Source organism: Bartonella sp. AC158YNML (assembly GCF_042196725.1).
Taxonomy (GTDB): Bacteria; Pseudomonadota; Alphaproteobacteria; order Rhizobiales; family Rhizobiaceae; genus Bartonella.
This window is the reverse complement of sequence record NZ_JBHIQU010000003.1, coordinates 136,880-153,317: the sequence shown is the minus strand read 5'-3', so window position 1 is coordinate 153,317 and position 16,438 is coordinate 136,880. Positions and strand designations below refer to the sequence as shown.

12 protein-coding genes and 2 pseudogenes are annotated in these 16,438 nt (G+C 35.1%); 4 read left to right on the top strand and 10 right to left on the bottom strand.

The window, feature by feature from the left end:
* Positions 1–294: 294 nt before the first annotated feature.
* A pseudogene (locus ACFIM1_RS02935) lies at positions 295–579 on the bottom strand (integrase); the annotation flags it as partial.
* A 332-nt stretch (positions 580–911) separates the two neighbouring features.
* Between ACFIM1_RS02935 and ACFIM1_RS02930 the strand changes: the two are divergent.
* Together ACFIM1_RS02930 and ACFIM1_RS02925 are read left to right on the top strand one after the other, a co-directional pair.
* Complete coding sequence (locus ACFIM1_RS02930) at positions 912–1,091, top strand: hypothetical protein (protein ID WP_375608070.1); 180 nt, start codon at positions 912–914, stop codon at positions 1,089–1,091.
* Positions 1,092–1,271: 180 nt separating this feature from the next.
* Complete coding sequence (locus ACFIM1_RS02925) at positions 1,272–1,544, top strand: hypothetical protein (protein WP_375608069.1); 273 nt, start codon at positions 1,272–1,274, stop codon at positions 1,542–1,544.
* A gap of 339 nt (positions 1,545–1,883) precedes the next feature.
* On the opposite strand, the gene ACFIM1_RS02920 is transcribed toward ACFIM1_RS02925, so the two are convergent.
* From ACFIM1_RS02920 to ACFIM1_RS02910, 3 genes are all read right to left on the bottom strand, one after another.
* Entirely contained in the window at positions 1,884–2,081 is a 198-nt protein-coding gene (locus ACFIM1_RS02920) for a hypothetical protein (RefSeq protein ID WP_375608068.1), read from the bottom strand.
* A gap of 1,323 nt (positions 2,082–3,404) precedes the next feature.
* On the bottom strand, positions 3,405–4,556 hold the full coding sequence (lldD, locus tag ACFIM1_RS02915) for an FMN-dependent L-lactate dehydrogenase LldD (RefSeq protein ID WP_375608067.1): 1,152 nt from the start codon (positions 4,554–4,556) through the stop codon (positions 3,405–3,407).
* A gap of 1,156 nt (positions 4,557–5,712) precedes the next feature.
* A complete protein-coding gene (locus tag ACFIM1_RS02910) occupies positions 5,713–6,801 on the bottom strand; it encodes a 2'-deoxycytidine 5'-triphosphate deaminase (protein WP_375607382.1) in 1,089 nt (362 codons plus the stop codon).
* A gap of 278 nt (positions 6,802–7,079) precedes the next feature.
* On the opposite strand from ACFIM1_RS02910, the gene mutL reads away from it, so the two are divergent.
* Together mutL and ACFIM1_RS02900 are read left to right on the top strand one after the other, a co-directional pair.
* Positions 7,080–8,933 (top strand): DNA mismatch repair endonuclease MutL, encoded by a 1,854-nt coding sequence (mutL, locus tag ACFIM1_RS02905; protein ID WP_375609206.1) that lies wholly within the window; start codon positions 7,080–7,082, stop codon positions 8,931–8,933.
* 109 nt (positions 8,934–9,042) lie between these two features.
* Positions 9,043–9,279: a DUF2093 domain-containing protein gene (locus tag ACFIM1_RS02900; RefSeq protein ID WP_375608064.1), complete on the top strand. Its 237-nt coding sequence runs from the start codon at positions 9,043–9,045 to the stop codon at positions 9,277–9,279.
* 19 nt (positions 9,280–9,298) lie between these two features.
* On the opposite strand, the gene lpxK is transcribed toward ACFIM1_RS02900, so the two are convergent.
* From lpxK to ACFIM1_RS02870, 6 genes and pseudogenes are all read right to left on the bottom strand, one after another.
* Positions 9,299–10,339: a tetraacyldisaccharide 4'-kinase gene (lpxK, locus tag ACFIM1_RS02895; protein ID WP_375609205.1), complete on the bottom strand. Its 1,041-nt coding sequence runs from the start codon at positions 10,337–10,339 to the stop codon at positions 9,299–9,301.
* A complete protein-coding gene (gene waaA / locus ACFIM1_RS02890; RefSeq protein WP_375608062.1) occupies positions 10,329–11,651 on the bottom strand; it encodes a lipid IV(A) 3-deoxy-D-manno-octulosonic acid transferase in 1,323 nt (440 codons plus the stop codon). The genes lpxK and waaA overlap by 11 nt, the downstream gene beginning before the upstream one ends.
* A 675-nt stretch (positions 11,652–12,326) precedes the next feature.
* A pseudogene (locus ACFIM1_RS02885) lies at positions 12,327–12,890 on the bottom strand (integrase); the annotation flags it as partial.
* Positions 12,891–13,922: 1,032 nt separating this feature from the next.
* Positions 13,923–14,168: a DUF4170 domain-containing protein gene (locus ACFIM1_RS02880; protein ID WP_375607340.1), complete on the bottom strand. Its 246-nt coding sequence runs from the start codon at positions 14,166–14,168 to the stop codon at positions 13,923–13,925.
* Between the two features lie 45 nt (positions 14,169–14,213).
* Positions 14,214–15,017, bottom strand: coding sequence for a 3'(2'),5'-bisphosphate nucleotidase CysQ (locus ACFIM1_RS02875; protein ID WP_375607339.1), 804 nt, complete (start codon positions 15,015–15,017; stop codon positions 14,214–14,216).
* On the bottom strand, positions 15,004–16,335 hold the full coding sequence (locus ACFIM1_RS02870; protein ID WP_375607338.1) for a TldD/PmbA family protein: 1,332 nt from the start codon (positions 16,333–16,335) through the stop codon (positions 15,004–15,006). Before ACFIM1_RS02870 ends, ACFIM1_RS02875 begins: the two co-directional genes overlap by 14 nt.
* Positions 16,336–16,438 lie beyond the last annotated feature (103 nt).

The following is a 16,438-nucleotide window of genomic DNA, read 5'->3' as shown; positions in this document are numbered from 1 at the left end:
CGATATATTCTAAGGGTATCCCTGTTATACTCTCAAAACAAGATGATAAAGGATTTTATGGATTACTTCGCTATCGCCGTATAAAGACGTGATGATACAAAAAAGGGGGTGCTTTCAATAAAAATAATATCTAGAGATCTGGCACCCTTGAGAAAACTAATCCACGGAACTGTACCATGAATAACGGTATTGGTTTTTTATGAGATTTATGAATGATGTTATTTGAGCTTTCTAACTGTAATGACATTGAAGATAAAGTAAATACTCTCACACTGAAGCTGCCTTTTCATGCTAAAGTGGTGCAAAAGCATTGTGAATAATGTTGGCTGTTAATTTTTCTATAGGTAAGCTACCCTCGTGAAAAATAATAGGCAATTCTAGTGAAAAAAAACAACCATTTTTTCCTTCACTTTTTAACCCAGCTTTTTTACTTTCAATAATCACTCAAACAACTTCTTTAAAGATATTGCTTTATTGTTTTAAGATAATTTGTTCCAGAAATAAGATGAGATCATTGCTTTCTTTAAAAATATCACTGTCATATCTTGCAATCTCCCGCGCTTTTTTTAAAGAAAGTTTGTAACAGATAAATATTGATTTATATAGATAATTTAGCGTTACTCATATTGAATTAGAACCTTAAGTATCGTAAAATTCTCTTATTTCAAATCTGTTCATGATAAATCAATCAAAACTATTCACTTTCATGTCACAAACGGGATGAATGTGTGAGTAAAAAACACTGAAAGAAAAGAGTAAAAATACCTCTTTATGAATCTATTTAAATATAAGGACTGTTGCAATGTTGATCAATAAAATAACAATGCTGACTTGTTCATGACAAAGAGTAAATAGTCCATACAATTGCAATTTGAAGTGATTATTTTGTAATTCTTCTAAAGGGGGAGAGTATGGCTGATGCAACCTATAAATCGGATGTTCATGATGTAATTTATGCTCCTGATCTGTATCTTAAAATACTTGAATTCATTAGAAAAGCAAAATCCGGTCATACAACGGCAATTCCCTTCTATATTGGTATAATATCTTATACAAATATTTCTTCAAATAAACCCAATGCGTATTTATGATCTCCATCGCGATTGATATATTCAAAGTAAAGGACATACGGTTGAAATATTGTATATTATCAGAAATAGGATATTTTGGTCCTAAACTTTTTGATACTTATTTATAATTTAGTTCAGATTTTATTGGACATGTAACTCAAAAAGTCCCTAGAGTTGAGTAAAATACGGATTCTCTTAGCCATGATTTATATGACTTTTTCTGGACAGCTTAATTTTCAATCCTACCGTGCGTTCGTGCTTCTTGGCGATAGAAAAATGATAGAGGAATCTGTTTGGGAGGCTGCACTTTTTTCGGCATATTATATACTCAGCCATCTCATTGCGATTGTTGATAGAAATCGGTTTCAAATTACGGATAAAACAGATGCCTTAATAAAAACAGAACTCTTCACAGATCAATTTACAAGTTTTAGATGCCATATTGTAAAAATTATTGGACACGATATAACATAGATTAAAAAGGGGGTTAGGATTACTCTCATTTTATCAAGATAAACCAACAAACCATATTTATGAATACACTAAAGAGATGTCGTATTTCCTCCATGGAAAATGATATAAACTGACATCATAAAGTTCCAATAAATGAGAAATATAATATTTCTATCAATGAAATTGAGAAAAAATTCAATTTATGAGAGAATGCGTTTGTATACTCCTCATCATTACAGCACAAACTTCTATGAAATTTTTCAACCTTGAAGATCTTAATAAGATTCTTAATAAAATAGCGCAATTTGATAAGGGTATTACTGTTTTTACGGCGGATTCAAGAATATCTGGACAAATTGATCAATTTGCAAAATGATCTCTAGAATATATTGTAGAAGCTGGAATTGCCAAACCAAATTTAATCGGCGTTGCAGCGGCTCTTGCCTCCTGTAAAAAAACATTTGTTGTTTCGCTGGCTTGTTTTTTGACAACACGTGCACTTAAATAAATAAAAACAAATGTTGTTTCTTGTGAAATCCCTATTTGACTGATTGGCATTAGCGCTGGTATTCATTATAGGCTACTGAGAGCTACACATCATGCTATTTCTGATTTTTCTTCGCTTTGTACTATTATAAACATACACATCATTACTTCTGCCAATAATAAAGAAACAAAAGCTGCAATTTTTTCTACTCTCAGTCATCCTATAACCCGTTTATATACATTGAGAAAAGCGCGCTGTTAAAAATATTCATAATGATGCTTTAAAAATCGCTATTCATGAAGCTTTTGTTATAAAAAAGAGAAAAGATATTCTCTTCCTTGCTACTGGAGAAACTCGCCAGATTTGTTTTGATGCCGCTGAAAAACTCTAAAATTATATCAAAGGTTATAAGCGTAGCAATAATTCGATTTTTAGATAATATATCTGTGTTAGAGTTATGTAAATGCTATAAATCTGTAGTTATTTGTGAAGAAAATAATATCAATAGAAGGCTTGCAGTTGTAATGACTGTATTGTTTATGGAACAAAACATTAAATGCCAATTTGTATTATTAAATATACCAAATAAGCCTATCTATAATGGAAACTGACTAAAGTTTTTAACAAATTATGGAATCAATAAAGGAAGTATAACGAAAATAATATTAGAAATGACATAATATATACAAAATATTAAACTTTTCTCTAATATGCTCACCAGTTCAAAAACAGCATAAATCATTAAGAATGCAAGAAAATAAGATAGGTAAACCTATTAAGTCGCGCAGCTTTTCTCACAGTAAACGAGCTTTTCTAAAGACAGTACACTTTTTCATTACTTAAAACATACTACATAAAAAATATCATATCTATATATTATTTATTAGATCAATTTTTTATTATAATTATAGATTACAATAATACATATTGACACTTTTAATAATTTTAGTATATTAATATAATTAATATTATTCCATATTTATTTAAAACTAAATGAAGTTTATAAATTTGTGTTTTGTGCTAATGTGGAAAATAATTAATTAACATATTATATTTTAATGTTTTTATATAGGAGGGAAAAATGCTTACAGCATTATTTATATCTATTTTTTCTATATCAACAGTTGTTTTACCTTTAATAGCAGCGTTTGTTCCTTTTTATCCATAGAATGAGTTTTTAACAAAGTGAATACAAAGTTATATGTGTTTTTTCTATGTTGATTATTATTAAGCTTTTTTTATTATTGTAGTGGTTGGGTATTTCCTGTCATTTTATAGAAGAGATGTTTTACCTTTTCTATTTAATGCTTATGGTCAACATATCTGTAAAATACACAATTATGCTCATCTATAAAAAGACTTTCTTTCTCTAAAAGCAGCATAACATACTGCTTTTAGAGCTTAAAAATATCTGTATTCACTAAACTCTTGCGTGTAATATCTTTGATTGTCTGAGTACCGGTCAGTGTCATAGCTACCCGCATTTCGTTGGCAAAAAGATCAAGGAGATGCATAACACCTTTCTTACCAGCTGCTGCAAGCGCATAAACAAAAGCACGGCCAATCATAACAGCATCCGCACCTTGTGCTATCATGCGTACAACATCAAGACCAGAACGAACACCAGAATCCGCTAAAATAGTCAAATGATCCTTTACAGCATCTGCAATTTCAGGCAACGCTCGTGCTGTTGATAATACACCATCAAGCTGGCGTCCACCGTGATTGGAAACAACAATACCATCAGCACCAAATCGTACGGCTTCTCGCGCATCTTCTGGATCAAGAATACCTTTCAGAATCATTTTTCCTTTCCAAAAATCGCGAATCCATTGTAGATCATGCCAACCAATTGAGGGATCAAAATTTGCACCAAGCCAACCAACATAATCATCCAATGCAATCTTCTTTTTGAGATAAGTGGAAACATTTCCAAGATCATGAGGGCGCCCCATAACACCAACGTTCCAAGCCCAATATGGATGAGTCAAAGCTTGTAAAAAACGACGTAAACCAGCATAAGGACCAGACATACCCGAATGCGCATCACGATAACGTGCACCAGGAATTGGCATATCAACTGTAAAAACCAACGTGCGTACACCAGCCAACCAAGCCCGTTCTAGTGCATCACGCATGAAACCGCGATCTTTGAGAACATAAAGTTGAAACCAAAATGCACCTCCAATCGCTTCTTGCACTTCCTCAATGGAACAAACTGAAACCGAAGATAGCGTAAAAGGGATCCTTTTTGCTGCCGCAGCACGCGCTGCTTTTACCTCACCACGACATGCATACATGCCCGTTAGCCCAACAGGTGCGAGCACAATCGGTAGACCAAGTGTCTGATCAAAAAGCTTTATTGAAAGATCAACTTCACCAACGTGGCATAGAATCCTTTGACGCAGTGCAAGTGCTTGAAGATCTGTACAATTACGTCGCATCGTTTCTTCAGCATAAGCCCCACCATCAATATAGTGAAAAAGAAAGGGGGGAAGACGACGCTTTGCTGCCTTACGATAATCAAATGTTGAAGAAATAATCATTGATGGCCCATTATTCCTGAATTAAAAGGGAAAATACCCTAAAATGCATAAAAAAAACCGTGTACCTTCCTCTTCAATGTTCTCCCAAAACGCTCTATTGAATTGATAAAGGTAACAGGAATTGCACTTTTCTAAAAAAACTAATTGATAAAAACAACGTCTTTATTTCTCTTTTCCCAATTTAAAATCTCATAGTATAGGAGCAGCATTAATACCGTACCACTTATACATTGTTCATATACAGTTGAAATGTTATACTCTCTTTAAACAAATACCTCTTCGTGAGCAATTGCTTTACAACTTAGTGCGTTGTCATTTAAAGTAGTTTTTCCCTCCAAAGAGTCCTTATCGTTTATAAAAATAGAAAGTCTATACTCATTAAAGATAAACCATCCCCCCCAAAAGATGAAAAAAACCTTTAATTAATACTTTAAATAAAGTTGTCGCGTACATCTAAAAATCTTCTCATATCAATATTCAAAACTGAAACCTGTTACTTGTCATGAAATTTTATAAAAATATACCGTGCCTAATTTACATAAAGTGTAAAAAACTTTTAATGTTCATACTCATGAAGTGCTTTACCTTTAGTTGAAACATTTTCTAGCTATATTATATCTTGAGGCTATAAATGTCTTCCTAAAATTAGAACACTATTCATTAAAAAAATTGTTCCTGAACTATCGTGAAAAACTTATTTATCTTCTCTTAATGATAATTTTTATACAAAATAAAATGTACTGGCACTTAAGAGCTAAAAAAATGAAGCAAAGTGCAACATCCAATCTTGCATATTTTCTTTGAAAAGAAAACAATCTGCTGTTATATCGAATAAGTAAATTATTGATTTATTATCACAATACATATGCATGACATATTGAATAAAAATTGATTATAGCCAAATTATTTCATTTTAGATTTTTTCATAATAAAATAAGCAAAACTATTCTTTTCCGCATCATAAACGAGAATTTTTATGGATAAACACGCTTGAAAAAAGAAATAAAAATGCCTATCATATCCTCTCAAATACAAAGCCCTAATGTTGGAAACTGAAAATAGAATGCATGGCGACGGTTTTTTAAAGAACAAAAAATTTTCTTTTATTCACAATATATTTCCTGCGTACATGTTATCAAAATTCGTGGTTTCCAACTCATTTAAAATGCTTAGACAACTTTAAACCCTGTGCTTGATAATGTGATCCAACATCATGTCCATAAAGGGTTGAGGGCCGATTAAGCATATGTTCATAGACCAAACGACCAATCATTTGGCCATGCTCTAAGATAAAAGGAACTTCATGGCTTCGCACTTCTAAAACCGCTCTTGCTCCTTTTCCACCCGCTTCCATATGCCCAAATCCTGGATCAAAAAAGCCTGCATAGTGCACCCTAAACTCACCAACTAAAGGATCAAAAGGAGTCATTTCTGCGGCATAAAGCGGAGGCACATGAACAGACTCTCGTGAAACTAAAATGTAAAACTCATCAGGATCAAGAACTAGCTCTCTGTGATCTCGATCAAAAAGAGGTTCCCAAAAATCTAAAACGTGAGCAACGGCGCGTTTATCAATATCAATAACGCTTGTATGATGTTTACCACGATAACCTATAAGCCCGTTTTCATCTCCCTTTAAATTAATAGAAAGTCCAATACCATCAGCACTAATATTAGGAAGATCCTCCGATATCAGTGTTTCTTGCCTTTGCAAAGTGTGCAACTCAATTTCATTTAAATAACTTTGCCCTTTTCTAAACCGAAGCTGTGATAAATGTGAGCCAGTACGCACCAAAATTGGAAATGTTCGTGGACTAACTTCCAAATAAAGTGGACCATGATAACCAGCACAAATTTTATCAAATTCCTGAGCATTATCCGTAATGACACGTGTAAAAACATCTAACCGCCCCGTAGAACTTTTGGGATTGGCAACAGCAGATAAAAATTCTGGTAAAGCTAAAGTTTCCAAAAGAGGAACAATATAAACACACCCCGTTTCTAAAACGGCTCCGTCTTGTAAATCAAACTCATGCAACTTTAACCGTTCAAGCTTATCCAAAACTTTTGCATCAGAACCCGGCATAAAAGAAGCACGTATACGATAAGCTTTCTCCCCTAAACGAAGATCAAGGCTTGCTGGTTGTATTTGAGATCTATCAAATGGATACTGAGCCTTGAGAAAGTTATTATCAATCAAAGCTTGTATATCACTATCTGCTAAAATACCGCTTATACGCGCCATATATTGCCTTCCCTTTTTACTGTATTTCTTTTTGACCTAGATGATCCGTTGGTGCAAGCCATTTTTAAGGTGATAAAAACTATTTTTTTGTTTTTTCAAACTGATTTGTTAACATAAAATAAAATACTTTGAATAATGAAGAACATTTTGCCTCTCTTTAAAAGTAAACAAGAGGTATTGTAAAAATAATATTTTCATGCTCTCTTATTCTTGAATGTCGCGCAAATGGTGTTATCATAATTTCTTATAAACCCTTAAGATTCCTGTTAGAATTTATTATGATTATACGCCATCTTAGCGAAAATATTATTAATCAAATCGCCGCTGGTGAAGTTATTGAACGACCAGCAAATGTTGTCAAAGAACTTGTTGAAAACGCTATTGATGCTGATGCAACGCGCATTGAAATCATTACAGCAAATGGTGGAAAAAATTTTATCAAAGTTAGTGATAATGGTTGTGGGATTCCTGCAGATCAATTAACTCTAGCAGTTTCTCGTCATTGTACCTCAAAGATTACCGATGATGTACACAATATCTGCTTCCTTGGGTTTAGAGGAGAAGCCCTCCCCTCTATTGGTTCTGTTGCAAAACTTAAACTCACTTCACGAACAAAAAATGCTGAGAGCGCTGCTGAAATTTCCGTTACTGCAGGAAAAATTGTAGGTCCCAAGCCAGCTGCTGCAAATCCTGGAACAATTGTTGAAGTTCGTGATCTTTTCTTTGTCACACCGGCACGATTAAAATTTATGAAAACTGATCGGGCTGAAACAAATGCTATTAGCGATATGATTAAGCGAATTGCTATCGCATTTCCACATATCCGCTTTTCTCTTTCAGGACTAGACAGAACTTCTATAGAACTGTCTGCTACAGAAAATAATACTCAAGGACAATTACAACGTATTACGCAAATTATGGGAAAGGAATTCGCCCCTAATAGCATTGCACTGAATGCTGAACGCGAAGCAGTGCGCTTAACGGGTTTTGCTTGTTTGCCATCTTTTAACCGAAATAACAGCCTACATCAATTTGCTTATGTTAATGGGCGTCCCGTGCGTGATAAATTTCTATGGAGTGCACTCCGAGGTGCTTATGCTGATGTTATGCCCCGTGATCGTTATCCTGTCGCTATTCTTTTTATTGATCTCCCACCTGCTGAAGTAGATGTTAATGTTCACCCAGCTAAAGCTGATGTACGATTCCGTGATCCAGGATTAATTCGTGGTTTGATCGTTGGAGCTATTCGTGAAGCATTGCAGCAATCTGGTATTCGTCCGACTTCAACCCGTTCTGAAGCAACGCTAGCTGCATTTCAAATACAACAACCATTGGCACAACAACCATCAGGCAATTTTAAGAACACTCACCAGTTCTCTTCTTATAGCCCACAGCCTCATCATTTTACCAGCGCTTCAATGATTCACAAACCCTTAGATATTACTAGTTCTTTTGGTTTAAAAGAAGATGCTACTCCTATTATGGAGGGCTTAAATATACCAAGTGGAGATGCATACATTCCAAGCACGATACCTTCATCAGAAGAGTTATCTTATCCACTAGGAGCGGCCAGAGCACAAATTCATAAAAACTATATTATCGCCCAAACACAAGATAGTTTGATCATTGTCGATCAGCATGCAGCTCATGAACGATTAGTTTATGAAGCACTCAAAAATGCACTTTATTCCAAACCACTTCCTTCACAGTTATTACTTATTCCTGAAATTGTAGAACTCTCTGAAGAAGATGCAACATGCCTTTTAACGCATAAAGATGCTTTGCAAAAATTTGGATTAGGAATAGAATCATTTGGACCAGGAGCAATTGTTGTGCGTGAAACCCCTTCCATGTTAGGAGAGATCAACGTCCAAGCTCTTATTAAAGATCTTGCAGATGAAGCCGCTGAGTATGATACAACAAACAATTTAAAAGCAATGCTTGATTATGTTGCAGCAACGATGGCCTGTCACGGCTCAATACGGTCAGGGCGCCTTTTACGCCCCGAAGAAATGAACACACTATTACGACAAATGGAGGCAATACCTAATACAAGTACATGTAATCATGGACGCCCTACTTATATTGAACTCAAATTGGCAGATATAGAACGGCTTTTTGGCAGAAAATAAGCTCTTCATCATTTTTACAAGAAAAATATTTTAAAATTAACTCTCGACTTTATAATATATTTTATGGCACTTTTCTTGAATCTCTTGTATCAAGTAAAAAGGAGTTATAATGTTTCCCAATGGTGAACGCGAAGCAAAAATTCATTATTCTAATAACGGATATGACATTATAGAATATGGTACCTATACCATTTGTGCTGTTAGCGGGCAAAAAATCCCTATAGATGATTTAAAATATTGGAATCATCACCGCCAAGAAGCATATGCTAGTTGTGAAATATCCTATCAGCGTGAACTTGAGTGCAACCCATATCTCAAGCAATTATTAAAAACAAAAGAAAAATAACCCCTCGAAAGCTACAAATTTAGCCTTTGCCTTTTAGACAAGAAAATTCAAGGGAACGTTTTCTAAAGCGGGTCATGACCTCTTCAAGGACCATACGACAGAAGTCTTTTTGAACAAAATCGACATTCACATCAAAGACAATAAGATTTTTCAAACCTTTTTGCGTGTGAATTGTCTGTATACGGATATAATCTTTAGCTGTTGTTGCTAGCCATAAATTGTGCATTTTAGCCTTTTGTATAAGGCTTTTTAAATTTTTATCTGTGAAAAAATAGTGGTCTGGATATATGTAAGTTTGCACCACATGACCGGACAATTCTTTAATAGATTTAAAAAATTTATCTGGATTGCCAATACCAGCAAATGCCAAAAATGATTTTCCTGAAACCTCATCAGAGGCACTGGCTTTAAGATGAGCACGATATAAAGGCTTTCCAGTACGCGAAACAAGAAAAGCGACATTATCAGGCGCATCGGAATGACCAATCAATAAAACACTATCCATAAAAGAAAACTGCGTTTTTAATGGTACGCGCAAAGGTCCTGCTGGAAAGACAGCTCCATTACCAAAACCGCGCATCGCATCAACAACGAGTAACGCATAATCCATATAAAGACGGCGACTTTGAAATCCGTCATCCATTAAAATAAGATTACATCCCTCTTGTTTAAGCCGTTGTGCTGCTGCATAACGATTAGGTGATACAGCTACAAAAGCATGCTGTGCAAGTAAAAGTGCCTCATCTCCGACACTATATGGAGTATCATATTTCTCATTTACAAGATGTACCCCTTTAACTGATCCACCATAACCACGAGATACAATACCAGGTACAAAACCAAGTTCTTTAGCCACTTTTGTAAAAGCAATAACAACCGGCGTTTTACCCGCACCGCCACATGTAAAATTTCCAATACACAAAACTGGCAGATCAATCACGGGAGGCTGTCTTGTCATAAAACGACTTGAAAAATAACCATACCCCCATGAAACTGGAGCTAACACAAAACGCAAAAAGCTTTTATTTTTCCACCAAAAACGAGGGGCGCTAATATGCATATCTACCCTGACGCTGACGTAAACCTGTTTGTATTACAAGGGGTTGTAAAAATGGATCTAAAATCTTTAATGTGCGCTCAAATGCACCTGCCATACCTGTCGCCACTTCATGAGCCTTATCAACCATTTCTTGCCGCAATGTTTCATTTGTTAAAAGCCTATACACCTGAATAGCAAGCTGTTTTGTATCTTGAACCATATATGCTGCATCATGTGTTAGAAATTGTTTGAACATCTCTTGAAAATTTGAAACATGGGGTCCTGTCAAAATAGCGGAACCAAGCAAAGCCAATTCCAATGGATTGTGTCCACCATTTCCACATAAGGATTTACCAACGAAAGAAACTTTCGATAAGCGAAGAAAAAGTCCCATTTCTCCAATGGTATCTCCCCATAAAATATCGGTATTCATGTTTGGAACAGCATCTCTACTCCTACGAATAAAACTTAACCCCTTATTATCGCATTTTCTGATAAGATCTTCTGAACGTTCAGGATGACGAGGCACAATAATTGTTAATAAATCTGGCAAATAATTTTTAACAATTTTATGGACCTCAAAAGCAATCTCCTCTTCCCCTTCATGCGTTGAAACAGCAGCCCAAACTGGGCGATTGCCGATAGCATTACGATAACGTGCAAGCAATTCTTGATTTTCAATCAGAAAAACATCAGCCTTGAGATTACCAGAAAACGTAACAGATTTTACGCCAAGTGTATGGTAATAAGCTACATCTCTTTCATTTTGACCAATCGCCAAATCAATATCCTTAAAAATATGTTTGGCAAGAATACGCCGTTTTTGCCAAGCTTTAAAAGAACGTTCAGACATATGGGCATTAACCAAAATCTGCGGAATACGCATTTTTGCAAGTTCTTTAATACGGAGAGGCCAAATTTCTGATTCACAAATCAAGACGAGATCAGGCTTCCAATGACTAATAAAACGCCGCACTGCAAAATCTAAATCCAAGGGAGCATATTGATGAATCAATCGATGACCAAAATGTTTTTTTACAAGAGTGGAAGATGTCACAGTCCCAGTTGTTAATAACACATTGATTTTTAATGATAAAATATAATCAATAAGTGGAACAAGCGCAAGTGTTTCTCCAACACTTGCTGCATGCAACCAAACTAACGAACCTTGGGGACGGGCATGAGAACTTTTGCCTAAACGCTCTTTTTTGCGACACCACTCTTCTTTTCCACGGATAGAACGAAAAAATAAATAAAAAGGAACAACAGGACATAAGCAAAAACCAATTATTCGATAGGTTAAAAGAGCCGCATGTGCCTTTAATTCTACCATTTAAAATCACCTCATCTAGCTATTTTGAGATATCTATATGCTTATTTTGTTAAAAAATTCATCAACACTATTGGGTGCATCAATTATTTTAAATACCATCCGTATCTTGGATAAAAAACGCTTCACCCATGAAAAATGGAATACACAAAGAAAAAAGAAACATAATTTTATCCCACGTTTTTTCAAAAATCTTCTTATAAGAATAACATATACACATTATTTGAATTCCCTTTAATGAAGTTTTTTCAATTATATCGATTTATCATTTCAATTTGCACCCTATAAAAAATTTACTCAAAAATAACAAAACTATATTTCAGCAGATTATAATTTTGAAAATATAACCAATAAATACAATACAACTTGTAATATAGGTTGTATCAATTTTTCAGATTACTTAACAAATAATTCTTATAATTTTAGTGAATTATTAAAATATATCTTAGGGAAAAAACACATGATTTTTTAAAGAAAACAATTTATTGTAGTGCTATCAAGATGCATTTATAGATTTTAATGAGACTTTGAATTTTGAAAGTTAGTATTTTGGGAAAAAACTTATTTTTAAATACGTTAGATGTTATCAATTTTTCAAAAAAAACAACAGACATTACAACCTGTATAAATACAACAAATAAAATATGTTTAAGCGGTAGCTCAATCTTTATGATTTTATCCCAATGCAGCAGCATGTTTAAAACAAAATTGAGGCGGTTCAATGCAGTACGAGCTACTCCAAGCTTTTGTATGCCAGATAGGGGCAAGTGTATTGTGTATCTCTGTTTGGGTAATCTCTGAAACGTGAAAATAGCCTAATTTAGGGAGAATATGAAAACGTAAAGGTGCAAACCAGTTTCCATCTTTACCATCATTTTTTAATTCAGCTTTAGGATTTTCAAAAGTATCTAGAGTAATGTCTTTTCAATAATGGAGATTACGCATTGCTTCATGCTTTTGTTTTTCACGTTCTTTAATAGAGTCACATCCGTTATAAAGAACAAAACGCCCCAAACAAATAATACACTTGAGTTGCACATTCCCAGGCTTTTTTTAAGAAACATATCCCAACGCCCGCTCCCAAGCCCGTTTCACAACGACTCCCGTGAAAGGCATAGCGTAAAATCTATTGAGCCTCCCATCTTTACGCTTGTTGCAATAGCACGCCGGCATCATCACACTATTTTTCAACTCCTAATGTCGCGACACCCCTTAGCTCCTAAGACGGTTCATTATAGGCATTTTTGCTCCTTTCTTAAACAATTTTTATTCACATGTTGGCCCCACTTGTGGTGTGCAAACACGTGATTTTGATTGATTCAACATAAACAAGTTCGGAATGAGAGAATCCTACGATATTCGGGACTCTCACCCAACTTGCAAAACGATAAATTATATATATAAATCAAATTACTATACCGATAAAATGAATATGTAAAACTAATCTTTAAACAAAACTTTTGAAAAATATAGAGCTATCATTTTAAATTGTGAAATATAATCTCTTAAAGGTGATCTCGAAAAATCTAATCTTGTTTAATAGAGAGTTTCTTACAAAGTATTAAAACAATTTGAATAAGAGTTTTCAAAACTTTAAATTCTCTCTTTTGAAAAGAAAGTGCAATATATGATTCCTTTTAAGATTGTATATCGTCAAAACAAAATGATTAACTTATAGATTGTAGTTTTAAACGAGTACTCAAGAAACCCTTATGAGGTAAGTTAACTTCATAAATCTATTCAGTTTCTCTAAGTTTCTAATTTTGGTAAAGTTTCTAACGACTTTCATGGTTTCTAAGCTTATAGTAATAACTCGTTGAAAAAATTCCAATATATAAGTAAAGTTGTAAACGTTCTCAACAGAGCAGTGATTAGCATCATTAGTAATGCTGTGCTTTTTATCAGCCGTAACTAACGCATTAATGTCTTATACCTCATTCAAGCGCAGAGTGACTATTCACACTATAATTATGAGCTTTGAGCAAAACCTGTCATGATAATATTGCTGTTGTAAATAGTTTAATGGAGCTGTCTTACACTTTATATTAAGCGTAAAGATAATAATGCGAAACAGATTTTATATCTTGACACGGGAACCATTATGAAATGACCTGAGAGCTTTGAAAGATATTTCCTTAAGAAAACATATAGGTTTTAAACAACATGAATATTCTTTTCTACGGCATCTTTTTTACCCGAATAACAATGCCATGGAAGGGACGATCACAAAAGTATGAAGCAATCTACAGGCTATAATGACCAAATATTTAAGCTTTATTCTGCATTGCTTGATTCAGCATCAAGAAACTGATGCAAATCTACAATGTAATAACGTTGCAATGCATTATCTACACTGCTTTGTGCCTTTGCCTGCCATGCTTCTTGAGCGGATTGATAATCTGAAAAAATACCAACCACATCTAAATCATCAGGATTCTTAAATTGATTACTGTTAAGATTTTTTAATTCCCCACCAAATACAAGATGTAAATATTGTTTTTTTTCCTTTGTTTCAGTCATATGTGCCTCCATATCATTCAAATGATTTTAGCGCTTTTTATGTGATTAAACTAACTTTGCTTGACGAACAACATCTATCATATCCTGACAGCAATTATTTTTACCAGCAATTAAAAGCCCATATTGGTAAGGTTCAATTCCATAAGATAGTAAAGGAGTATCAAGTGATAAAAAACACCCTCCACACTCCTGCAAAATAAGATCAGCAGCGGCAATATCCCATTCATGACAATTTGGACGAACTAATACGATATCAATTTCATCTTGAGCAACAAGAACAATACGATAAGCAAGAGAAGGAAGATAATGGTAAAGACTGACTTGATTGAGAAAATCATCTGGTAATTTTTGTGCGAGCGATTTATCAAGTGAAATTTTATATTTTCGATGAACCTCAAAGGCTAAACGAGGAAGTTTTATTCCATTTAATGTTGCTCCTTCACCCGTTACAGCTGCATAAACATCCCCTTGAGCCGGACATTGTAAAACGCCCACAATAGGACGCCCATTCTCAATAATAGCAACAGAAATACACCAATAAGTACTGCCAGAAAGAAAACCACGTGTCCCATCAATAGGATCAACGACAAAGGAGCGCTTATAATCTTGTTGTTCTCGATTATCTTTTGTTTCTTCTGAAATCCATCCATAATTTGGACGTGCTCCAAGAAGCTTCTCTTTCAAGAAATGATCGACAGCAAAATCTGCCTCACTGACCGGGGAATTACCTTCTTTAATCCAGACATCCAACGTGCATCCAAAATACCGCATTGCTAAATCTCCTGCCTCTCGACAAACGTCACGCAAAAGATTTAAATCAGAAGAATGATGCATGTTATTTTCCTGCAAGTGTCATCCCTTCAATTAACAATGTTGGAGCTGCTGTACCATAACGCCGATCAATATCATTGGCAGGTGTTAAATGTGCTAACATATGAAGCAAATCAGAGCCTAGGGTTACTTCACTCACCGGATAAGCAATTTCACCATTTTCAATCCAAAAACCGGAAGCCCCACGACTATACTGACCAGTAATAAAATCAATGCCATGACCGAATAATTCGGTCACATAAAATCCATTTCGCAAATCTTTTATCATATCGCAAGGCGATACTAAACCCGGTTCAATAGCAAAATTTGTACTGGTCGGCTGCACTAATGATGCCGAACGCATACCGTGTCCATTTGTTTTAAGTCCCAATTCACGCGCTGTAGATGATGAAAGAAGCCAATTTTTTAAAATACCATTTTCAATAATATTGAGTGTTTTCCCCTCTACCCCTTCTCCATCAAAAGGATGAGAAGCATTTCCACGTAATCGCAAAGGTTGATCGGTTACATTAACATTAGGCTTCATCACTTCCTTGCCTAGGAAATTCTGTAAAAGACTCGTTTTTCGAGCCACAGAGGCTCCATTGACCATAGATGCGATATGCCCTGCAATTCCACGAGCCGTACGCGGATTAAAAATAACATCAACGCCCCCAGTCGCCGCACGAACTGCACCCAAACGTCGAACTGCACCAAGCCCTGCATTCTTTCCCACAGTTTCTGCTGCCTCTAAATCAGAAAAATGTAAGGCTGTTGTATAATCATAATCCCGCTCCATCTGTGTTCCTTCACCTGCAAGAGCACTACAAGAACGTGAAAAACAACTGGAACGATAGGCTCCACAAAAACCATCACTGGTCACAAGAATAAGTCCACTACGGCCATAAGCTGTTGCAGCGCCACCAGAATTGCTTACACCTTTAACATCAAGAGCTGCTGCCTCCGTTTTTAAAGCATCTTCTGTTAAAAAATGACTGCTGGGTATAAAATCATCAAAAAGGTCAAGATCTTTAGGGTTCTTAACCAAACACTCTTTATCTGCCAAACCTTCAAATAAACTATCGGGAGAAGCTTTAGCCATTGCAATAGCACGTTCCGCAAGTTCTTGCGGATAAGATCCTAAATTAGCAGAAACACTTGCTACTTTTTTTCCAACAAAAACCCTTAGAGTAAAATCATTGCTCTCTGCAGATTCTGTCGATTCGACTTTCCCAAAACGAACAGATACACTGGTGGAATGTGCATGAACAATAACAGCATCAGCAGCGTCGGCCCCAGAACGCCTTGCTGCTTCAACCAATGAAACAGCTTTCTCAATCTGGTTCTTGTCAGTCATTATAGACTCCCTAAAATATTTTATTATTTACATTGATAAGCATTCTGACAAAAGATTATGCACATTTCATGCATTCTTTTTCTTTTAATGCATTAAATCATTT